Here is a 22,340-nt window from a genome sequence, read left to right on the forward strand (position 1 = left end):
CGCATCAAGGAGAAACTGCCATGGAAGGCCTCCTCCAGGCCCTCGGGGCGTACCAGACGTTCAATCCCACCGGCTGGGTCGCCATCTACCGGCTGCTGCCCATGTGGGCCGGCATCGTGTGCTGTGTCGCCGGCGTGACGCTGCTCGTCGCCGGTGGGGGCAAGCTTTTCCGCGTGCTCGCGGGCCCCATTGGCGCGGTGATGGGCCTGCTGTGGACGCCCGTGCTCGTCATGAAGCTGGGCCTGCCGGACGTGGCGAAGATGGCCACCATCGCCGCCGCGGTGCTGATGGCGCTGGGCTTCCTGCTCCCCACGGCCATCACCTTCCTGGGCGTGGGCGTGCCGCTGGGCCTGGTGGCCGGGCAGATCGCCGGGCAGCAGGACTTCCTGCTGGGCTTCGTGCCGGGCTTCATCATCGGTGGGCTGGCGGGCGCGATGCTGCAACGCCCGGTAGCCGCGGTGGTGGCCTCCGCGGTGGGTGCGTGGATGCTCGTCATCGGCGCGCTCGCGGCGCTGCACCAGGTGGGCGGCGTGGTGCAGGCGGTGGCCGCCAAGCCCTGGGGCGTCATCATCGCCGCGGGCCTCTTCGCGGTGGCCGGCGCGGTGTACCAGCTGGCCGTCCGGCCCTCTCCCGAGGAGGCGGACAAGCTTCGCGGGGAGCGAGAGCGCCTCAAGGTGCGGCAGGCGGAGCAACATGCGCTCGAAAAGCGGTGGGGGGTCAAGTAGCCCCCAGAGGCAGGTGGCCGTGCTTTACGTCCACCTGCCCGGGGCGTAGATTCCGCCGCCTTTCCCCCCGGAAGGATTGATGGGTCAGGCCAGGCGTCAGGAGAAGCAGCACGAGTCCCCCAAGGAGTCCGCTCCCCGGCAGGAGCCTCCCGCGAGCACCGCGTGGGTGAAGCCGACGGGACTGACTCGCAAGGGGTGGGCCGTGCTCGTCGGCCTCATCCTCGTCATCCAGTTCCCCCTCATCCACTACGCGCTGCTGCGCGGCCAGCCGGACGCGCGGGCGACGGTGCCGTATTCCCAGGACTTCTCCGACGCGGGCGTCGTGGAGCGTGACTTCTTCTCCACGGGGGGCTACTGGCGCGTGCTTCAGGGCGAGCTGCTCGCCCCCGGCGTGAAGAACAACCCGCTGTGGCTCCAGGCCGCGCTGCCGGAGGACGTCGCCGTGGAGTTCGACGTCCGCTCGGAGCTGCCCGCCGGGGACATCCGGGTGGAGCTCTTCGGCAACGGCAGGGACCCCGCCTCCGGATACGTGCTGGTGCAGGGCGGCTGGAACAACGCCCTGTCCGTCATTGGCCGGCGCGACATGAACGCGCCCTCCCTGGACGCCCTCCGGCGCCGGGCCGCGCGCGGAGGCCAGGAGAACGTGGACCTGAAGGCCAGCGGCGCCTTCAAGGAGGACACCAAGGTCCGGGTGGAGCTGCGAGGCCAGCCGGTGCAGGCGGGCCGCACGTACCACTGGCGCATCGAGCGCCGCGGCACGCTGCTGCGCTGGTTCGTCGACGGCGAGCTGATGCTGGAGCTGGACGACCCCTTCCCGCTCAAGGGCCCGGGGCAGGACCGGCTGGGCCTGTCCGGCTTCGAGTCCCAGATTTTCTACGACAACCTGCGGGTGGACACGCCGGACCGGCTGCCCTTCACGGCGGCGCCGCGCGCGCCCACGCCCCCCCCCGGCCCCTACGCGGACGACTTCAACCGCGACACGCTGGGTGACGCGTGGAACGCCACCCACCCTGACGCGGTGAAGCTGGTGGACGGGGCGCTGGTGGTGGAGCTGATGCACAACCGGCCGGTGTGGCTGAAGCAGCCCATCCCCACCAACGCCACCATTGAGTTCGACGCCTGGACGGACAACCCGGAGGGCGACATCAAGGTGGAGGTGTGGGGCGACGGGCGCTCGTTCTACGCGGGCGACCTGCGGCTGCAGTACACCGCCACCGGGTACGTCATCATCTTCGGTGGCTGGCGCAACACCCAGTCCGCCATCGCCCGGCAGAACGAGCACGCGAATGACCGGGCGGTGCGCGACGGCGCCGCGGTGGTGCCCGGCAAGCGACACCACATCAAGATTACCCGCAACGGCGGCACCCTGGCGTGGGAGCTGGATGGCCAGCCCTACCTGACGCTCAAGGACCCCGTCCCGCTGGAGGGCCCGCGCAATCAGTACTTCGGCTTCTCCGGCTGGAAGAACCGGGTCCACTTCGACAACTTGACGATTCAGCCGCTCGCCCCCTAGCGGTGAAGGACAATCCCACGTGCGCAGAGTAGGCATCTTCGGCTGGGGCGTTGTCGCCCCCCGGTCCAGGAACATCGAGGCGTTCGAGCGCAACCTCTCGTCGTCCGAAAGCTGGCTGTCCCCCTTCAACGGCTTCGGCCCCGACAACTTCCTCGTCGGCATGCCGGAGTTCGAGCTGGCCGACTACAAGCCGTGGATTGACGCGCGCTTCCCGGGCAGCCGCTTCTCGCAGCTCGAGCGGAAGATGGGCCAGCCGACGCAGTTCGCCATTGGCGCCTTCATCCAGTCCCTGGCGCAGAACCCGGGTTTGGAGCAGGAGCTGCAGGCGCTGGGGCCCCGCGCGCACGTCTACGTGGGCACCGGCCTGGGCGATCTGCCCACCATCCGCTCCATCTCCCTGGACCTGTACCGCGCCCAGCGCCGGTGGGACCGCTTCTGGTCCGCGCCGGAGCGCAACAGCGCCCTGCGGAAGTGGAAAGAGACGCAGGAGCCGCTGCCCGGCCTGCCGCCGGAGCCGTCCACGGTGGACGACACCGCGCGCGACGAGGCCGAGGACGCGTGGTGGCACTTCTGGGCGGGCCGCTCGCCGGAGCTGCGCGAGTACCTGGAGGAGCTGCGCGAAATCGAAGCCATTGGCGTGCCCGAGGACGGCGACGTGGAGTCCGCCAAGCTGGCCGTCATCAAGGAGAAGCGCACGCGCAACGCCCGGCTCCAGAAGAAGTGGATGTCGCCGGAGCCGCCGTGGAACGCCGTGTCCTCCAACGTGCTGTGGAACATCCACAACACGCCGGCCTCGCAGATTTCGATGATGGGCCGCATCAATGGCATGACGTTCGCCCCGGTGGCCGCGTGCTCGTCGTTCGGCTACGGGCTGCGGCTGGCCATCAACGCCATTCAGCTGGGCCAGGCGAAGGCCGTCGTCATGGGCATGACGGACCCGCCGCCCATGCCGCTCACGGTGGGCGGCTTCTACAACGCCCGCGTCATCTCCGCGGACGCCGCCCTGTCCAAGCCGCTCACCGCGCTGCGCGGCACGCACGTCGCGGGGGGCTCGGTGGTGTGGGTGCTGGGTGACTTGGAGCACTTCACGGCCAAGGGCTTCAAGCCGCTGGGGATGGAGCCCATCGCGGTGGGCGTCACCGCGGACGCCGACCACATCATCACCCCGTCCAAGGAAGGCCCCACGCTGGCCATCCGAGAGGCCCTGGCCGAGTCCGGCTGCGCCCCGGAGGACGTGGGCAGCTGGGACTTGCACGCCACCGCCACGCCGGGTGACTACCTGGAGGTCCAGAACCTGCGCGACGTGCTGCCCGAGCAAGTTCTCATCACCGCGCGCAAGGGAACCTTCGGCCACGGCATGTCCGCAGGCGGCGGCTGGGAGCTGACGGCGCAGTACCTGGGCTACGGCCAGGGCCGGGTGTTCCCCACGCCGCTGAAGGAAGCGGAGCTCAACAAGCAGATTTCCCGCGTCCACGGCCGCTACGTCTTCGACGAAGCCGTCGACGCGCCCGCGGGCTGCGCGGGCAAGCTGTCCATGGGCGTGGGCGGCATCAACGCCTGCGTCATCTCCCGCCCCTGGTCGAAGTAGGGGCGGGGCCCGCCGCGGGACTCAGGGGTGCGCGGCCAGCGCGTCCGCGTCGAGGCGCGCGGCCGCCTCCGGGTCACTGCGGCGGAGAATCTCCAGCTCGATTTCCAGGTCCCGGAAGTAGTTCTGCCGCGTGGGGAGGACGCCGCTGGCCTGGCTGCTGTTGACGGCCTGGGCGTAGTCCTCGTCCGTCTTGATTTCCCTGTCCACGTAACCCACGCCAATGGACTGGGTGACGCGGTCTCCGCGCATCACCCGCAGGGCCGTGCCGCCGGTGGTGAGCACGATGCCCTGCACCAGGAAGCGGGACGCCGTGCCCGGGCCCAGGCTACCGCCGCCAGAGTCCAGCCACTCCGTCTCCAGGACGTAGCGGCCGGGCATCTCCTTCCAGGAGTAGCCGTGGCTGCGCAGCACCTCCTGGACGTGGGGCCACAGCTCCGCCAACTCCTGGCGGTAGACGTGGTCGGCCGCCTTGTCGCGCACGTAGCTCTTGCGCAGGGAGCCGGAACAACCCGTGAGCGTCAGCAACGTGGCGACGACGAGACACACTCCCGCGAGGCGGGTGGAGCGGTGCATGAGGGGTCCCCTGAAGGTGCGAGGAGAACGGCCGGACGCCCCCAGCATATCGCCAGTGCCCGGCCAGATGCCCCGCCCCCGCCCCCCGCCGTCAGGCCTTGGGACTGGCCACCAGGTCGAAGTCCGGGATGTGTTCACGCATGAACTCACGCATCCGGTTGATGAGGGCCGCCTCGATTTGCCGGGCCCGCTCCCGGCTGACGCCGTACTTGTCGCCAATGTCCTGAAGCGTCAGGGGCTCGTCGGAGACGAGGCGGCTCTCGAAGATGAAGCGCTCCTTGCCCTCCAGCGTCCGGGCGAACTCGGACAGCTTCTCCCGGAAGAGGGCCTTGAGCTGCTCGGCGCCCAGGCGCTCGTCCGCCGGGATGGAGTTGGACGGCAGGTAGCGGTCCGCCCGGGTGGTCCGCGAGTCATCGTCGTTGCCCAGGGGCGCGTCGAGCGACATCTCGTCGTGCCCCAGCCGCTGGTCCATCTCCATCACGTCCTGCTCGGTGACGTTCAGCCGCTCGGCGAGCAGCTTGGGGCTGGCCTCGAAGCCCTGCGCGACGAGCCGCTCCTGCTCCTGGCGCAGCTTGAAGAAGAGCTTCCGCTGGGCCTCGGTGGTCCCCAGCTTCACCATCTTCCAGTTGTCCATGATGTAGCGGAGGATGTACGCGCGAATCCACCAGGCGGCGTAGCTGCTCAGCTTCACGCCGCGCTCGGGGTCATACTTCTTCACCGCCTGCATCAGCCCGATGTTGCCCTCCTGGACCAGGTCCAGCAGGGACAGCGGGTTGCGGTGGTACTCGTGGGCCAGCTTGACCACGAGGCGCAGGTTGGACGCCACCAGCCGGTAGGCGGCGTTCACATCCCCGGATTCCTTGTAGTACCGGGACAGCTCGAGCTCCTCCTCCCGTGTCAGGAGGGGATGGCGATGCACCTCGGCCATGTAGGCTTGGAGGGGGTCCCTGGGCGTGAGCGCCGCCTCCTCCGCGCGGATGAGCGCCCTGGGGGGCGCCACGAGGGGGCCCAGGTCGGCCTCCGGTTCGACCTCCGCCAGCTCCGCCGCGTCCGGCTCCAGGGAATCCGGGTCCGTTTGAGCCTCGACCTCCGCCCCGTCCACCTCGGCGTCCGCGACGTCGCCAGCCCCGGGCGAGGCCGGCCGTTTCACGCGGGGGCGGGGGGACGTCCCTTTGGTTCTTTTCCTCCCATTCGCCATGGGGGCTCCATACAGCAAAGTGCCGCGATTGTTGCCACAGGGTAATGCAGGGGCTATGCCCATGCCCGATGAGCGACATCCAAGAGCCAAACGTGCCGGGGAGTCCGGCGCCTGACGAAGCCCCGACGCGTCCCGCCGAGTACATCGCGGACATCGGCTTCGACGACATGAACCTGTCAGAGCCCATCCGCCTTGCCTTGGCGGAGGTCGGCTATACCAACCCCACCCCCGTCCAGGCCCGCGCCTTCAAGCCCGCCATGGAGGGAAAAGACCTCATCGTCCGCAGCAAGACGGGCACCGGGAAGACGGCCGCGTTCGGCCTGCCCCTGCTGGAGAAGATTCCCGCCGACGAGCGCCGCGTCCGCGCGCTCATCCTCTGTCCCACCCGCGAGCTGGCCCTGCAGGTCGCGGACGAGCTGAGGTCGCTCGGCAAGCACAAGGGCCTGAAGGTCGCGGCCATCTACGGCGGCGCCTCCATGAAGCAGCAGGAGGACGCGCTGGAGGATGGCACCCCCATCATCGTCGGCACGCCGGGCCGCGTGTTCGACCACATCAACCGCGGCAACCTGAAGCTGGACGCGTGTGACCACGCCGTCCTGGATGAAGCGGATGAGATGCTCAACCAGGGCTTCTACGAGGAAGTCACGCGCATCCTCGACCGCCTTCCCAAGACGCGCCAGGTGCTGCTCTTCAGCGCCACCGTCCCCACGGACATCCAGAACCTCATCGCGCGCTACACGACGAACGCGGAGACGCTGCTGCTGTCAGGCGACGTCTTCACGGTGGAGCACATCCACCACATCCGCTACAACGTGTCGGACGCCTTCCCCAAGCCGCGCAACCTCATCTACGTGCTGGAGAAGGAAGAGCCGCAGAACGCCATCATCTTCTGCAACACGCGGGATGACACGGCGCTGGTGACGGCGGTGCTCAACCGCAACGGCTTCGACGCGGAGCTGCTCAATGGCGACCTGCCGCAGAAGGAGCGCGAGCGGGTCATGGGCAAGGTGAAGCGCGGCGAGGTGGCCTTCATGGTCGCCACGGACATCGCGGCGCGCGGCATCGACATCTCCGGCCTGGAGTACGTCATCAACTACTCGCTGCCGGAGGACCCGGCGGTGTACCTGCACCGCGTGGGCCGCACCGGCCGCATCGGCAACAAGGGCACCGCCATCAACCTCTTCTCCGGGCGCGAGCTGGCCACGTACACCGTGCTGGAGAAGAAGTACGGCATCAACTTCGACAACCGCGAGATGCCGGCCCCGGAAGAGGCCATGCGCCTGTGGACGGAGCGCCACGTGCGCGAAATCCAGGAGGCCGCGGGCGGCTCCGTCTTCGAGGGCTTCCTGCCGCTGGCCGCGCAGCTCAAGCCCCGCGCGGACGCCGACGACCTCATCGCCTTCCTGCTGAAGTACTTCTTCAGCCACCTGCGCATGGAGAAGGCCGCCGCGGCGATGGCGGCGGAGGGGCGTGAGCCTCCGCAGGAGCGCAAGTTCGAGAGCCGCGAGAGCGGCCGACGCGAGCGCGGCGAGCGCAAGGAGCGTGGCGGTGAGCGCCGGGAGCGTGAGCGCGATGACCGGCGCGAGAAGCGCGTCGAGCCCTCCGAGCGCGAGCGTCGGCCCCGCCGTGACGACGCGCGGCGCGAGAGTGTCCGCGGCGGCGGCGAGAGTGTCCGCGGCGCGGCGGCGCTGGAGGCCGGTCCGGGCGAGGCGAAGCTGTGGGTGAACCTGGGCACCGCGGATGGCCTGGGGCCGGGCAGCATCGCCACGGCGCTGGAAGACGCGGGCGCCCCGGTGGGCAAGGTGGTGCGCGCCGAGCTGCGCCCCACCTTCGCCTATGTCTTCGTGGCGGAGGAGGACTCCGCCGCCTTTGAGACCATCAACGGCAAGCAGCACGGCACCAAGACGCTGCGCGTGGAGAAGAGCAAGCCGCGCACGGAGCGTGACGCCGCGCCCCGCCCGCCCCCGTCCCCGGACGCGGGCCCCGGCGAGGCGAAGCTGTGGATCAACCTGGGCATGGACGACGGCATGGACGAGGCGAAGCTGCCCGCCGCGCTGGAGGCCGCGGGCGCTCCGGCCGGCAAGGTGCTGCGCACCCTGCTGCGCCCCACCTACGGCTACGCCTACGTGGCCGAGGACGACGCGCCCGGCTTCGAGGCCGTCAACGGCAAGCCCCACGGCGAGAAGGCGCTGAAGGTGGAGCGTCACCGTCCGCGTGGCGCGCGCCCGGAGCGCCGTCCCCGCACGGAGGCCCTGCCGGAGGTTCCCGGCCAGACGCGCCTGTGGGTGGGCCTGGGCAAGCAGGACGGGCTGGACGAGGCGGGCGTCGCCGCCGCGCTGGAGGCCGCGGGCGCTCCGGCCGGCAAGGTGCTGCGCACGGACCTGCGCCCCACCTACGCGTACGTCTTCGTCGCCGACGAGGACGTCGCGGCCTTCGAGACCACGCACGGCAAGCCCCACGGCGAGCGCACGCTCAAGGTGGAGCAGGCCAAGCGGAAGTAGTCCCTCAGGTGCCGCCAGTCCCTGGACTGGCGGCCTTCCTGCGCCGCTCGCGGTGGTAGTGCGCGGCGCACAGGCTCCGGGCGAGCACCGGCTTCTCGCAGCCGGGCTCGCCGCAGCGGGCGGGCTCCGGCCGGACGACCTGGAGGTCCTCCGTTGCTGGCGCGGGCGCGGGCGCGTTGAACATCACCTCCGCCACCGACAGCAGCCGGTCCACGTCCACGCGGGACAGGCCACGCCCCTGGACGAAGGCCTCCAGCCGGTGGACCCCCGCATCCTTCGTGTCCTCCAGCCGCAAGAGCTCCCACAGCGGGAGCTGGAGCGCGGCGGCCACCTGGAGCAGCGTCTCATAGCTGGGGCTGCGCTCGCCCCGCTCCAGCAGGGACGCGAAGGACACGGAGATGCCGCAGCGGGCGGCGAGGTCCTCCTGGGTGAGGCCCCGCCGCTCCCGCAGTGCCCGGATGCGCCGGGCCAGTCCCTGGAGGTGTCCACTCACGGTGGAAGCGTCCGGCGGTTCGGGCGGCATGGCAGTTTCCTATGGTAGCGCACCCCTTCTGTTAAGGTCGCGCGCGCCGCCATCCAGGAGCATGCCGACACATGAGCGCCGTCGAGGGTACCAACTACTACTTCCGCAAAGCCGCGCGGATCATGGACGTGGGCACCCCCATCGAAACGCTGCTCGCCACGCCGCTGCGCGAGGTGAAGGTCCAGGTCTCCATCGAAATGGACTCCGGGGAGATTCGCACCTTCCTCGGCTACCGGATTCAGCACGACAACAGCCGCGGCCCCATGAAGGGCGGCCTGCGCTACCACCCAATGCTGGACCAGGACGAGTGCGCGTCGCTCGCCTCGTTGATGACGTGGAAGACGGCCGTGGTGAATGTCCCCTACGGCGGCGCCAAGGGCGGCATCGCCTGCGACCCGTCCCAGCTGAGCATCAAGGAGCTGGAGCGCCTCACCCGGAAGTTCGTAGACCAGGTGCAGGACGTCATCGGCCCCACGCGCGACATCCCCGCGCCCGACGTCAACACCAACCCCCAGGTGATGGCGTGGATCATGGACCAGTATTCGCGCTACCACGGCCACTCGCCCGCGGTGGTGACGGGCAAGCCGCTGGAGCTGTACGGCTCCAAGGGCCGCGAGGCCGCCACCGGCCGCGGGCTGCTCTACGTGGCGCGTGAAATCCTGAGAGATTTGGGCATGCCGGTGAAGGGCACGCGCTTCGCGCTCCAGGGCTTCGGCAACGTGGGCAGCCACACCGCGCAGCTCCTCTGGGAGGACGGCGGCGTGGTGGTGGCCGTGTCGGACGCGCTGGGCGGCGTGCGCAACCCGCAGGGCCTGGACGTCCCGTCCCTCTTCGAGCACGTGAAGCGCACCGGCACGGTGACGGGCTTCGGCGGCGGTGCTTCGTGCAGCAACGAGGACGTGCTGGGCGCGGACTGTGAGGTCCTCATCCCCGCGGCGCTGGGCCACGTGCTCACCCGGGAGAGCGCCCACGCGGTGCGCGCCCGGCTCATCATCGAAGGCGCCAACAGCCCCACGCAGCCGGAGGCCGACGAGGTGTTCGAGAAGCGCGGCATCTTCGTGGTGCCGGACGTGCTGGCCAGCGCCGGCGGCGTGACGGTGAGCTACTTCGAGTGGGTGCAGAACCTCCAGCACCTGTCGTGGGAAGAGGACCGCGTCAACGCGGAGCTGGAGAAGTCCATGAAGGAGGCCTACGAGCGCGTGGCGCAGGTGGCGCGCTCCCGGAAGGTCTCCATGCGGACGGCCGCGTACATCCTGGCGATTGGCCGGGTGGGCAAGGCCACCGTGCTGCGCGGCATCTGACGCGGCCCGCCGTGTCATGCCCTGGACGTGGCGCGGCGCGGCAGACAGGCGGCGGAGCGCGCTCTCTCCTCGTGTCTCTTCCGCCCGGGGCTCGCATCCGATAGAGGCGCGCCCATGGTCACCCTTGAGGACATCCAGGCCGCGCGCGAGCGCCTCCGCTCGGCCATTCGCCCCACGCCGTGCCCGCAGTCGGACTACTTCACGGAGCGGACGGAGTGCGCCGCGGTGTACTTCAAGCTGGAGAACCTCCAGCGCACCGGGGCCTTCAAGGAGCGCGGCGCCCTCAACAAGCTGCTGACGCTGACCGAGGACGAGCGTCGCCGGGGCGTCATCGCCGCGTCGGCCGGCAACCACGCGCAGGGCGTGGCGTACCACGCGCGGCGGCTGGGCGTGAACGCCACCATCGTCATGCCGGAGCGCACCCCGCTCATCAAGGTGTCGCGCACGCGGGATGACTACGGCGCGCGCGTGGTGCTCAAGGGCACCAACTACGACGAGGCCTACGCGGAGGCGCTGCGCATCCAGAAGGCGGAGGACCGCGTCTTCATCCACCCCTTCAATGACGCGCACGTCATCGCCGGCCAGGGCACCATTGGGCTGGAGCTGCTGGAGCAGTGCCCCGACCTGGAGGTGGTGCTCGTCCCCATTGGGGGCGGCGGGCTCATCTCCGGCATCGCGTGCGCGCTGAAGGAGACGCGGCCCGACATCCGCGTGGTGGGCGTGCAGGCGGAGACCATCGCCAGCATGAAGGCGTCGGTGGAGGCGGGCGAGCGCGTGCTGCTGGCCGCCGCGGGCACCACCATCGCGGATGGCATCGCCGTCAAGCGCGTGGGAGACCTCACCTTCCCCATGGTGCAGAAGTACGTGGACGAGGTGGTGGCGGTGGACGAGGAGGAGATTGCCGCCGCCATCCTCACCCTGCTGGAGCAGGAGAAGAGCGTGGTGGAGGGCGCCGGCGCGGTGGGCGTGGCGGCGCTGCTCCGCGGTGACGTTCCCGCCGCGCGGGGCCGGCGCACCGCCATCATCCTCAGCGGCGGCAACATCGACATGAACGTCATCAGCCGCATCATCGAGCGCGGCCTGGTGAAGGCCGGCCGTCTGGTGCAGTTGGAGGTCCGGCTGCCGGACCGGCCCGGCATGCTGGCGAAGCTCACCACGCAGGTGGCGGACCTGCGCGCCAATGTCGTGGAGATCCACCACGAGCGCGCCTTCTCCAAGGCGGGCCTGGGGGAGACCCTGGTGGAGGTGACGCTGGAGACCACCGGGCCCGCGCAAATCGAGGAGCTGGAGCGCGCGCTCCACCGGCTGGGCTGGCAGGTGGCCCGCAAGTGACAGCCGTCCGGGGCAGGGCCTTGCGCCCTTGCGCCCGTGTCCGGCGATACTCAGGGCATGAGCCCCGCCGCCCTGCTCTCCGCCCTGCTGCTGACCGCCGCCCCTGCCTCTCCCGGACAGAAGGCGAAGTCGCTCGCCGCCAGCCGCGCCTGGGAGGAGCTGTATCTGGCCTTCTCGGCCGGCGAGGCGTCGGACGTGCCCGCCGCGCAGCGGGGCACCGTCGCCACCGCGCTCCAGAAGGGCTGCGAGGCGTTGAGGGACGAAGACCCGGTGATGGCGTACTCGCTGGGCGAGCGCGCCGTTGTCTACGGAGAGTCCGCGGGCGCGCTGCGGTGCCTGGCCCGGACCGCGCGGAAGACGGACCAGCGGGCCGCCGCGGAGGCCGCCCTGCGCAAGGGGCTGGCCCAGTACCCCAAGGACGGCGCCTTCGGCCTGGAGCTGGGGCGGCTGCTGATGGAGGAGCAGGACGCGGCGGGCGCAGTGGCCGCGCTGGAGAAGGTGCCGACGAAGTCGAAGGAGGCCGCGGAGGCGAAGCGGCTGCTCGTGCAGGCCCGCGCCAAGACGACGGAGGAGACCGCCGCGCGGCGGGAGGCGGAGCGCCTGGAGCTGCGGATGAACGGCGCCACGAGCGGGAGGCCCACCGTCATGGTCGAAGCCCAGCCCGCGGTGGCCGGCCAGGGCCGGGGCTCCACGCGCTCGGCCAGCCTCAACTACGAGTCGGGCACCGGCGCGGACGGCATGCGGACGCGCTCCAACAGCCGCTTCGTCATCAAGTACTTCAACAACCAGCGCGACTTCGGCCAGCGCGCGGAGTACGAGGGCCGCATCGTCGCCGCGCTGGACGAGGCCTACGACTTCACCCGCAGCATGCTGGGCGAGGTGCGACAGGCGCCGGTGGACATCATCCTCTACACGCTCGCGGAGTTCCAGACGCACTTCGGCGCGGCGAGGGCGCGAGCGGTCGCCGGGCTCTATTCCGACAACGCCATCCGCATCAACGACGCCGCGGAGCTCACACAGCAGACCAAGGCCACCCTGGTCCACGAGTACGTCCACGCCGCGTTGGATGACTTCTGCGGCGGCTACGGCAACAACCTCCCCATCTGGCTCAACGAGGGACTGGCCGAATACGTCGAGTGGCGCTACCTGGGTGTCGAGGACCCCCAGCGGTCGGTCCGGAACTACATGGCCCAGGCCGCCAAGGCGAACGCCCTGCCCAAGCTGGCGCAGATGGAGGGCTCGTCCCTCATCATGCAGCGGAATCCGACGGTCGCCTATGCCACCTCCGCCGTGGCGGTCCGCGAGCTGGTGAAGCGGGGCGGCACGGGCCGGTTCCTCACGATGGTCCGCGAGGTGGGACAGGGAAGACCCATCGACGAGGCCCTGTCGGACCACTACGGCGAGACGCGGGCGAGCCTCGACGAGGACGTCCGGGCCGCTCTCCAGTAGGGGAGGCTGGCAGCCAGGCCCGGGCCAATTGGTTTACCCGTTCCCGGGAGTCCCCTAGACTCGCAGCCCCCTCTATTTACGCTGCGACAGAAGCTCGGCGGTACGCTGTCCGCAGCAAGGTGACGGATGTCGGACACGCGCGCAGCGATGAGAGAATTCCGTTTCCTCGATGAGAAGCGGAAGCTGGGAAGCCTGTCTCCGGTGGAGGAGGCTCGCTGGAACGAGCTGCGCGCACAGTTGGGCGTGGATGACGCGCCAGCCGCGGACGCCGCCGCCTGGCAGCAGCAGGCCGCGCCCCAGGGCTACTACGCCGCGGACGGCCAGTGGTACCCCTACCCCGCCGGCTACGAGCAGCAGCCCCAGGGCTACTACGCCGCGGACGGCCAGTGGTACCCCTACCCCGCCGGCTATGAGCAGCAGCCCCAGGGCTACTACGCGGCTGATGGCCAGTGGTACCCCTACCCCGCCGGCTACGACCCGAACCAGGGGTACGACCCGAACGCTCAGGCGTATGCGCAGCAGGGCTACGACCCGAACGCGCAGGCGTATGCGCAGCAGGCGTATGACCCGAACGCTCAGGCGTATGCGCAGCAGGCGTATGACCCGAACGCGCAGGCGTATGCGCAGCAAGCGTATGACCCGAACGCTCAGGCGTATGCGCAGCAGGCGTATGACCCGAACGCTCAGGCGTATGCGCAGCAGGCGTATGACCCGAACGCTCAGGCGTATGACCCGAATGCGCAGGCTTACGCGCAGCAAGGGTACGATCCGAACGCTCAGGCGTATGCGCAGCAGGCGTATGACCCGAATGCGCAGGCTTACGCGCAGCAGGGCTACGACCCGAACGCGCAGGCTTACGCGCAGCAGGCGCATGACCCGCATTCGGGCTACGCCCAAGGCGCTGCCGAAGCGTGGCAGGAGGATCCGCAGGCCCATGCCGCGGAGTCCGTGCAGCAGCCCTACCCCACAGCTCCCGCGCCCCAGCCGGCTGTCGAGCCAGACCACATCAGCCTATCTGACGACATCGACATTCCCGCGCTGAGCGAGCCCGCGCCGTGGATGACGCCGGGCGCCGGTGGCCAGGCGCAGAGCGCGCTGAGTGATGAGCAGGAACCCTCCATCGAGGCGACGCCCGCCGACGAGGAACCGGCGGCGGATGATCCGTCTGCGTCGTTCGCGGACGTCACCGAGGACCTCCAGCAGGATGCTCAGCCCGAGTTCGAGGAGGCGCAGCCGGAAGCCCTGAACGTGGCGGAGGATGACTTCTCGGAGGTGGGCACGGACACCCCGGCGGTGACCGCCAGCGCCGAGCCCGAGACCTCCCTGGAGGCGTCGTTCGCCGACATGTCGATGGAGGTCGAGTCGGCACCAGAGGCGCCCACGGGCGACGCCCTACCCTCGTCGGAAGTGGAGGTCCCCTCCTCCGAGGTCGAGTTGCTGGACGGCACCGCCGACAGCGAGCCTGTCCTGGCACACGAGCAGTCTCCCGCCGCCATCGATGATGCGTGGGCCTCCGCGCCGCTCGCCGTCGAGTCTGAGCACGTGGACGTCGCCGATGCGGGCGACATCATCGACGTTGCCGCCATGGCGGAGCCGGAGGCGGCGGACTCCGAAATCGCGCTCGAAGATTCCGACATGGTCGAAGCGTCGGAGGCGGGTACGACGGAGGCGTGGGACGCGGGCACGACGACCGACGTGACGGCTGACCACGGCGCGACGGATTTCAGCGCGGGCGATACTTACGAGGCACAGCCCGCCGAGATTGCGCTCGATGCAGCCGACGTGAGCGACGAGGCGGTTGAGCACGCCCCGGAGACGGCGCTCGACGCGGCTGCCGGGACTGCAACGGGCGACGACAACGCGCCCGCCGAAATCGCGCTCGACGCTTCCGATGTCGCCGTGGCGGAGGCCGCTCCCGAGACGGCGCTCGCGGCGGCAGACGCCAGCGATGCCGCGACGGCGGAGGCCTACCCCGCGACGGACTTCGCGACGGCGGAGGCCTACCCTGCGACGGACTTCGCGACGGCGGAGACCTACCCTGCGACCGACTTCGCGACGGCCGACGTCAGCGATGCCGCGACGGCGGAGGCCTATCCCGAGGTGGCGCTGACCCCCTCCGAGACAGGCGGCACGACCGCAGCCGCTCCCGAGTTTGCGCGCTCGGCTTCGGATGTCGTCGAAACGTCCGCGCCCGAGCCTGAGTTGACGGCCGCGGATGCCGACAGCGAAGTCGTCGCCGAGGCCGCGCCCTCCGACACCTACGGCAGCGAAGCCGCCTCGTTCGAGCCCTACGCAGAGACTGCATTCAGCGGAGGCGACGCGACCGCCGCTGGCGAGCCGTACACCGAAGCCGTGCTCGACACCCCGGAGGTCAGCGACACGGCCGTGAGCGACCACGCGTTCACGACGTCCGAAGCGAGCGAGTCGGCCACAGCCGAGGCGTATCCGGAAGTGGCACTCGACGCCGCCGACGTCAGTGACACGGCGCTGGCATCCAACGAATGGGGCAGCACGGACGCGGCCGAAGACTTCGCGACAATGGAGCATGCGGCCTCCGACGTCAGCGAAGTGGCTGTCATCGAGACGGCTCACGGCACCTACGAAAACTCGGACGAAGCCTCTACCGGTTCGGAGCTCGTCCTCGACGCAGCCGAGATGAGCGAGCCCGAAATCGCTCTCGATGCGTCTGATGTCGCCGAATCGGCTTCTGCCCATTCGCCCTCCGAAATCACGCTCGACGCCACGGACGTCGCCGAGTCCGCTCCCATCGAGTCGGCCGCGGAGATTTCCCTGGAGGCCTCCGACGTCGCCGAGCCGCAGTCGGCCGAAATCGCGCTCGATGCCTCTGAGGTGAGCGAAGCGTCTCCCGCGCAGGAGGGAAGCGTCCCGACGCTGGAGCTCAACGCGGCCGAGGTTGCGTCCGACGAGCCCTCGCTCGATGTCATCGATGTCGAGTCCGCGCCCGGATACGCAGAGGAAGAAGCATCGTTCCAGGCCGCGGATGCCGGGAGCGAGCAGCCCACGCTCGAGGTCATCGACGTCGATACGGAGGCCGCTGCTCCCGAAGTGGACTTCCCGCAGGGGGCTGCGCCCTTCGCGGCGTCGGATGTCCCGTCGCTCGAGATTCGGCCGGTTCAGGTGGGTCCGGACCTCCACGCGGAAACGCTCGAGGTGGAGGGAGAGCCGCCGCATGCGTCCGCAGGGCACTCCGCGCGCACGCCTTCCTCCGAGGAGATGTTCGACCTGAGCGGGAACCCCGAAGAGGCCGTGCCTCTCGCGGCGGCGAACGAGTTCCTGGCCCACGGCCACTTCGCGCCGACTGATGAGCGCGGTGTGGCGACGGCGGAGGGTGACGCGGGCACCATCGAGCTGCAGCCTGAATGGGCCTCCACTTCCGAGCCGCCCGCTGTGGAAGCGGCGCAGACGGAATGGGCCCCTTCTGGTGAGCAGGCCGCTTCCAGCGATGCGTATGCAGGCTGGGAGGATCCTGTTTCGGAAACCGTCGAACTCCAGGCGGAGTGGGCGGAGCCGACCGCCGAGGAAGGCCAGACCCAGTGGGCCACGGCTGAAGCGTCTCCGAGCGAGAGCTGGAACACGGCGTCGACTGAAGCAGCGCCCGTGGAAGTCCAGGCCGAGTGGGCCGAGGCTTCTGAGGCCGCGCCCGCTGAGGTTCAGGCCGATGGGTCAGCCCCTCCGTCCGAAGCAGCGCCGGTGGAAGTACAAGCCGAGTGGGCCAATCCCGCCCAGGCGACCGAGGTCCAGGCCGGATGGGCTGCGCCTGAAACCGGTGACGCCACCACGGATGCCCAGGCAGGTTGGACGACGCCGGGCGCCGAGGCCGCGCAGTCCGAGTGGGCCACGCCTGTCGAAGAGGTCGCCGCACAGCCCGAGTGGGCCACGACGCCTGCGGCGGAAGCCGCGCAGACCGACTGGGGCGCTCCCGCTACGGAAAACGCCGGGCAGCCTGAGTGGGCTACGCCTGCGACCGAAGCCGCTCCCGGTGAAGATGCTCAGCCCGAGTGGGCTTCGCCCGAGAGCGAGGAAGTCCAGGCTGAGTGGGCTGCGCCTGCGACCGATGGAGCCCAGGCTGAGTGGGCTGCGCCCGCGACCGATGTGGCGCAGACCGACTGGGCCGCGGCACCCGCGGAAGCCGCGCAGCCGGAGTGGGCTTCGCCCGCGGCTGAAGAAGAGGTCCAAGGCGAGTGGGCGACGCCCGCTGCCGAAGCCGTCGCACCGTCGGAATGGGCCTCGCCCACGACGGAAGAGGCTCAAGGCGAGTGGGCGACGCCTGCAGCCGAGACCGCCGCCTCGTCGGAGTGGGCTTCGCCCGCCACCGAGGAAGTCCAGGCCGAGTGGGCGACTCCAGAGGAAAGCGCCGCACCGTCGTCGGAGTGGGCTTCGCCCGCCACCGAGGAAGCCCAGGCCGAGTGGGCCACGCCTTCGGCCGAAGCCGCCGCATCGTCGGAGTGGGCTTCGCCCGCCACCGAGGAAGCCCAAGCCGAGTGGGCGACTCCCGAGGAAGGCGCTGCACCGTCGTCGGAGTGGGCTTCGCCCGCCACCGAGGAAGCCCAGGCCGAGTGGGCCACGCCTTCGGCCGAAGCCGCCGCATCGTCGGAGTGGGCTTCGCCCGAGAGCGAGGAAGTCCAGGCCGAGTGGGCCACTCCCGAGGAAGGCGCCGCACCGGCGTCGGAATGGGCCTCGCCCACCACCGAGGAAGGCCAGTCCGAGTGGGCCACACCCGCCACCGAAACCGTCGCACCGGCATCGGAATGGGCTTCGCCCGCCACCGAGGAAGTCCAGGCCGAGTGGGCCACGCCCGCCACCGAAACCGCCGCCCAGCCGGAGTGGGCCACGTCTACGCCCGAAGCCGCCCAGAACGCCTGGGCCGCCCCCGCGGAAGGCGCGCAGGCCGAGTGGGCGACTCCCGAAGCAGAGGAGGTCCAGGCCGAGTGGGCCGCCGCTCCGGTGGAGGATGCTCAGCCGGAGTGGGCAACGCCCACGGAAGCCCCCCACGCGGAGTGGTCCACGCCCGCCACCGAGGAGGTCCAGGCCGAGTGGGCGGAACCCATCGAGGAAGCCGCTCCGGCCGCCGAATGGGCCTCAACGAGCGCACCTGCCGCCTCGCAATGGGACACGTCCGCCGACACCGTCCCCGCGGCCTCGGAATGGAACGCGCCCACAGGTGACGCGCCTGCCAGCGAGTGGGCGTCCCCCTCCCCGGACACGGCGAGCGCGGATGGGTTCACGACCCACCACGACACCGGCGCGGCCCGGGACGCCTCCGCCACCACCGAGTGGTCCTCGGAGCAGACGGCGAACTGGAACGAAGCGCCCGCCGAAGAGGTCTCCCTCGCGGACACGGCCACGCCCGCCTCGGCGGAGTGGAATGACGCCTCCGTGGACGTGGAGCCCGTCATGGAGGAGGCCGAGCCCATTGAAGAGGCTTCCGAGTGGGAGGCCGAGCCCATGCAGGACAGCGCGCCCGTGACGTCGCAGTGGGCCGCCGCCAGCACGGACAGCCCCTTCGGCGCGCAGGCGCAGGACTTCACCGAGGCCACGCCCATCGAGGAAGAAGAAGTCTCGATGGAACTCGAGCAGGAGGTCTCCGAAATCGACGTCGAGGAAGAAGCCGTGGTGCCGCCGCCCGCCCCCATGGCCGCCATCCCTGTCGTCGCGCCGGCACCCGCGCACTTCGCCCAGGCGGCCTCACTGGCCACCGCCGCGCAGCCGCAGCACACCGCCGTCGTCATGCCGGCCGCGCCCGCCAACCGCATCGCCGTGGAGCGTGAGCCGCTCTTCGACGACACCGCCATCGTCGGAGGCACGGCCCTCACCTCCTTCGTCGAAGGCGAGCACCGCGTCATCATCCACACCGTCGAAGGCCAGGTGAAGCGCGGCACCATCCGCGACGCGGACCTACTCGACGAGGTCATCTCCCTGGAGCAGCAGAGCGGCTTCGCCGCCGAGCAGATTCAGGGCAAGCGCGTGAAGGCCATCTTCTTCATGCTCGCCGCCGGTGCGCGTCAGCCGCAGGCGGAGGGTCAGAAGATTCGGGTCACCTTCAACGACGGACGTCAGGTCGCGGGCTTCTCCCAGGACTTCCAGGGCAGCACGCCGGGCTTCTTCGTCATCCCCGCCGACCAGCGCACCAACACCGCGCGCATCTTCATCTACCGCTCCAGCGTGCAGGCGGTGGCCGAGGGCTGAGCGGACGCGTCCGACGAAGGACGGGCGAGGCCACCGTGCCCCGCAAATGAAAGAGGGGCCCCCACCACCGTGGGAGGCCCCTCCGTCATTTCAGGAGAAACGAAGGACTACTTCTTGTCCGTCGCGGCCGGGGCGCCGGCGTCCGCCTGCTTCACCAGCGACAGGTCCAGGTTCACGGTGACTTCCTCACCCACCGCGACGCCGCCCGTCTCCAGCGCCTGGTTGTAGGCCAGGCCGAAGTCCTTGCGGTTCAGCTTGGTGGTCGCCGTCACGCCCGTGCGGGTGTTGCCCCAGGGGTCCTTGGACTCCTTCGACGGGCCCGTGACGTCCAGGACGACGGGCTTGGTGACGCCGTGCATGGTCAGGTCGCCGGTGACCTTCAGCTTGCCCTGGCCCGCCTTCTGGATCTTGGTGGACTTGAAGGTGATCTCCGGGAACTTGGCCGTGTCGAAGAAGTCAGGAGCCTTCAGGTGCGCATCGCGCTTGGCGTTGCCGGTGTTGACGGTGGTCGCGTCCAGCACGGCCTCGACCTTGGACTTGGTGATGTCCTTGTCATCCAGGTTCACCGTGCCGCTCTTCACGTTGAACGAGCCGGTGACGTTGGACACCATCATGTGACGGACGGAGAAGCCGGCGCTGGAGTGCGAGTCATCCACATTCCAGTTGGAGGCCAGCGCGAGGGACGGGAGGGCGAAAAACAGGGCAACGGCGCTCTTCATGGACGTCTTCATCGGGGGTGTGCTCCTGGGAGATACAGCGAAGTCAGGCGCGCAGCGCGAAGCTGCGCATGGACAAGGTTCCGTGATGGAAGCCCTCGAATACGGGGGTGAGGCGGTCCTCGGGGAGGGCAGCTCCGAGGACGAAATAGAGCGGCATCAAATGTTCGGCCCTTGGATGCGCGAGCCGCGCGTTCGGTGCCTCCAACCAGGCTTGAAGGCCATTGAAGTCTCGCGCCTCCAGCTTCCGCGCAATCCACGCATCGAAGGCCGCGGCCCACGGCTCGACGGACGCCGCCTTCTCATGGAAGTTCAGCCGGCGCAGGTTGTGGACGATGCCGCCACTGCCCATCAGCAGCACGCCCTGCGCGCGCAGCGGCCGGAGCAGCTCGCCCATCCGCGCGATGTCCGCGGGGCTCGCGCCCAGCGGCATGGAGACCTGGACGACGGGGAGCTTCGCCTCCGGGAAGGCATGCAGCAGCGGCACCCACGCGCCGTGGTCCCAGCCACGCTCCGCGTCGGCCACGGTGGGCAACCCGCCCGCCTTCAGCCGGGCCACCACGTCCTCGGCCAGTGACGGCGCACCCGGCGCGCCGTAGCGCAGCCGAAAGAGCGCATCGGGAAAGCCATGAAAGTCATGGATGAGGGGCGGCTGCGCGCTGGCGGTGACGCGAACCTCGCCGGGCGTTTCCCAATGGGCGGACACCACCACCAGGGCCCGCGCCTGGGCCTCGCCGCCAAAGCGCCGCAGCGCTTGCGGATAGGCATCCGCGTCCAGGGCCACCATCGGTGAGCCATGGGAGATGAACGCCGCGGGGGCCACGGCCTGGCCGCCGCCAGGGCCACCCGTCCCCAACATGCCCGCCACCCCGGCCGCCGCCGCGCCTTGAAGCACCCCGCGTCTGTCGAGTTCGTCGCCCATGACGGCCGCTTTCTAATGCAACCGGAGGACCACGACACCCCAAACTCCAACCTATTGGATTTGCTCCACTCCGAAAACCCTCCGTGCAACGGGGCTCTCAAAACGATAGAGACTCAACTCATTCTGGAAGGAGCCGTACAGCGTGGGTGGCCGTTTCGAGCTGGACTTGAGTGAGCTGCTGTCCTTCGAGCCGGGGGGCGGGCTCATCCACTTCGGGGACCAGCGCGTGCTGCTGATGGACCCGGTGGCGCTGGGGCTGCTTCGCAAGGAGCTCATCGGGTTGATGGGGATGACGGCGGCGCGCGGCACCTTCACGCGCCTGGGCTACGCGCACGGCTGGCGCACGGCCGAGGCGATGAAGGGCGCGGTGCCCTGGCAGGACGAATCCCTGTGGCGCCGTGCCGGAGGGCGGCTGCACACCCTCCAGGGGCAGGTCCGGGTGGAGCCCGTCCAGCGCCGCGCGGACGAGGGCCCGGAGCCCTTCGCCGAAGCGCAGTGGCGCGACTCCTATGAAGCCGAGCAGCACCTGCTGCACCTGGGCCAGTCCGACCAGCCGGTGTGCTGGAGCCTCACCGGCTTCGCGTCCGGCTACATGAGCTACGTCAACGGCAAGCCCATCTACGGCACGGAGCTGCGCTGCGTGGGCAAGGGCGACGCGGCCTGCCACTACGTGGGCCGGCCCGCCGAGGAGTGGAGCACCGAGTGCACGGAGGTGCTGCGCCTCTATGAGACGCAGTGCATGGAGGGCATGCTGGCGCAGGTGACGGAGGCGCTGCGGCAGGCGGAGCGCAAGCTGCGCGCGAAGCGACAGTCGCTGGCGCGCGCGGGCGTGACGGAGGACCCGGCGGGCATGGTGGCGCGCTCGGAGGCGATGCAGCGCATCATCAACCTGGCGCGCAGGGGAGCGAAGGTGGACTCCACGGTGCTCGTCACGGGGGAGAGCGGCGTGGGCAAGGAGCGCATCGCCCGCCTCATCCATGACGAGTCCGGCCGCGCGCACAAGGCCTTCGTCGCCGTCAACTGCGCCGCCGTCACGGAGAGCCTGCTGGAGAGCGAGCTGTTCGGCCACGCGAGAGGCGCCTTCACCGGCGCCACCCACGACAGGGCCGGCCTCTTCGAAGCGGCCCATGGCGGCACCCTCTTCCTGGATGAAGTGGGCGAGGTGCCCCCGTCCATGCAGGCCAAGCTGCTGCGCGTGCTGCAGGAGCGCGAGGTGCGCCGCGTGGGCGAGAATGCCAGCCGCAAGGTGGACGTGCGGCTGGTGGCCGCCACCAACCGCGAGCTCGCGGAGGAGGTCCGCCAGGGGCGCTTCCGCCAGGACCTCTACTACCGGCTGCGCGTCATCGAGCTGAAGATTCCGCCGCTGCGTGAGCGCCGCGACGACGTGCTCCCCCTGGCGCGGCTGCTGCTCGCCGAGGCCGCGGAGCGCCTGGGCCGCAGGGTGTCGGGCCTGTCCCCGGACGCGGCGGACCAGCTGCTGCGCTACGCGTGGCCCGGCAACGTGCGGGAGCTGGGCAACGCCGTGGAGCGCGCGGTGGCGCTGTGCGAGGGCACCCGGGTGGAGCGGGACGACTTGCCGGAGGAGGTCCGCGCCGCGCCCCCCAGCCTGGTACCCACCGGCAATCCACAGCGGCTGGAGGACATGGAGAAGCACTACATCCTGGCGGTGCTGGCGCAGAACGGCGGCAACCGCGCGCGCACCGCCGAGCAGCTCGACATCGGCGTGGCGACGCTCTACCGCAAGCTCAAGCAGTACGGCCACCCGGAGGCGGCCCACTGAGGCGCAAAGAGC

The 22,340-nt window shown here is 70.2% G+C and carries 14 protein-coding genes; 9 read left to right on the forward strand and 5 right to left on the reverse strand.

Annotation, left to right across the window (positions count from 1 at the left end):
* Positions 1 to 20: 20 nt before the first annotated feature.
* The 3 genes from KGD87_RS18595 (at position 21) to KGD87_RS18605 (ending at position 3,826) form a co-directional block, all read left to right on the forward strand.
* Positions 21 to 725 (forward strand): hypothetical protein, encoded by a 705-nt coding sequence (locus KGD87_RS18595; RefSeq protein WP_284661541.1) that lies wholly within the window; start codon positions 21 to 23, stop codon positions 723 to 725.
* Positions 726 to 804: 79 nt separating this feature from the next.
* Positions 805 to 2,238, forward strand: a complete 1,434-nt coding sequence (locus KGD87_RS18600; protein WP_284661542.1) for a DUF6250 domain-containing protein — start codon at positions 805 to 807, stop codon at positions 2,236 to 2,238.
* 19 nt (positions 2,239 to 2,257) lie between these two features.
* Positions 2,258 to 3,826: a beta-ketoacyl synthase N-terminal-like domain-containing protein gene (locus KGD87_RS18605; RefSeq protein WP_284661544.1), complete on the forward strand. Its 1,569-nt coding sequence runs from the start codon at positions 2,258 to 2,260 to the stop codon at positions 3,824 to 3,826.
* A gap of 21 nt (positions 3,827 to 3,847) precedes the next feature.
* Here the strand turns inward: KGD87_RS18605 and KGD87_RS18610 are convergent, their stop codons facing one another.
* Together KGD87_RS18610 and KGD87_RS18615 are read right to left on the reverse strand one after the other, a co-directional pair.
* A complete protein-coding gene (locus tag KGD87_RS18610; protein ID WP_284661545.1) occupies positions 3,848 to 4,399 on the reverse strand; it encodes a hypothetical protein in 552 nt (183 codons plus the stop codon).
* Positions 4,400 to 4,490: 91 nt separating this feature from the next.
* The gene (locus tag KGD87_RS18615; protein WP_284661546.1) at positions 4,491 to 5,597 is read right to left on the reverse strand and encodes an RNA polymerase factor sigma-32; all 1,107 of its coding nucleotides are present in this window, start codon (positions 5,595 to 5,597) and stop codon (positions 4,491 to 4,493) included.
* A 68-nt stretch (positions 5,598 to 5,665) separates the two neighbouring features.
* Between KGD87_RS18615 and KGD87_RS18620 the strand changes: the two genes are divergently transcribed.
* Positions 5,666 to 8,098, forward strand: coding sequence for a DEAD/DEAH box helicase (locus KGD87_RS18620; RefSeq protein WP_284661547.1), 2,433 nt, complete (start codon positions 5,666 to 5,668; stop codon positions 8,096 to 8,098).
* Positions 8,099 to 8,102: 4 nt separating this feature from the next.
* Here the strand turns inward: KGD87_RS18620 and KGD87_RS18625 are convergent, their stop codons facing one another.
* Positions 8,103 to 8,621 carry a helix-turn-helix domain-containing protein gene (locus KGD87_RS18625; RefSeq protein WP_284661548.1) on the reverse strand — a complete coding sequence of 173 codons (519 nt, stop codon included), beginning with the start codon at positions 8,619 to 8,621 and terminating at the stop codon, positions 8,103 to 8,105.
* Positions 8,622 to 8,692: 71 nt separating this feature from the next.
* Between KGD87_RS18625 and KGD87_RS18630 the strand changes: the two genes are divergently transcribed.
* From KGD87_RS18630 to KGD87_RS18645, 4 genes are all read left to right on the forward strand, one after another.
* Entirely contained in the window at positions 8,693 to 9,922 is a 1,230-nt protein-coding gene (locus KGD87_RS18630) for a Glu/Leu/Phe/Val family dehydrogenase (RefSeq protein WP_284661549.1), read from the forward strand.
* Between the two features lie 114 nt (positions 9,923 to 10,036).
* On the forward strand, positions 10,037 to 11,254 hold the full coding sequence (gene ilvA / locus KGD87_RS18635; RefSeq protein ID WP_284661550.1) for a threonine ammonia-lyase: 1,218 nt from the start codon (positions 10,037 to 10,039) through the stop codon (positions 11,252 to 11,254).
* A 57-nt stretch (positions 11,255 to 11,311) separates the two neighbouring features.
* Entirely contained in the window at positions 11,312 to 12,703 is a 1,392-nt protein-coding gene (locus tag KGD87_RS18640; RefSeq protein WP_284661552.1) for a peptidase MA family metallohydrolase, read from the forward strand.
* Between the two features lie 126 nt (positions 12,704 to 12,829).
* Positions 12,830 to 18,910: a DUF6982 domain-containing protein gene (locus KGD87_RS18645; protein WP_502887945.1), complete on the forward strand. Its 6,081-nt coding sequence runs from the start codon at positions 12,830 to 12,832 to the stop codon at positions 18,908 to 18,910.
* Between the two features lie 107 nt (positions 18,911 to 19,017).
* Here the strand turns inward: KGD87_RS18645 and KGD87_RS18650 are convergent, their stop codons facing one another.
* Together KGD87_RS18650 and KGD87_RS18655 are read right to left on the reverse strand one after the other, a co-directional pair.
* Positions 19,018 to 19,641 (reverse strand): YceI family protein, encoded by a 624-nt coding sequence (locus tag KGD87_RS18650; protein ID WP_284661554.1) that lies wholly within the window; start codon positions 19,639 to 19,641, stop codon positions 19,018 to 19,020.
* 31 nt (positions 19,642 to 19,672) lie between these two features.
* Positions 19,673 to 20,548 carry a dioxygenase family protein gene (locus KGD87_RS18655; protein ID WP_284661555.1) on the reverse strand — a complete coding sequence of 292 codons (876 nt, stop codon included), beginning with the start codon at positions 20,546 to 20,548 and terminating at the stop codon, positions 19,673 to 19,675.
* A 142-nt stretch (positions 20,549 to 20,690) separates the two neighbouring features.
* On the opposite strand from KGD87_RS18655, the gene KGD87_RS18660 reads away from it, so the two are divergent.
* Positions 20,691 to 22,328 (forward strand): sigma-54-dependent Fis family transcriptional regulator, encoded by a 1,638-nt coding sequence (locus KGD87_RS18660; RefSeq protein ID WP_163780864.1) that lies wholly within the window; start codon positions 20,691 to 20,693, stop codon positions 22,326 to 22,328.
* Positions 22,329 to 22,340: the final 12 nt, after the last annotated feature.

The organism is Myxococcus sp. SDU36 (assembly GCF_030168875.1).
Classification (GTDB): Bacteria; Myxococcota; Myxococcia; order Myxococcales; family Myxococcaceae; genus Myxococcus; species Myxococcus vastator.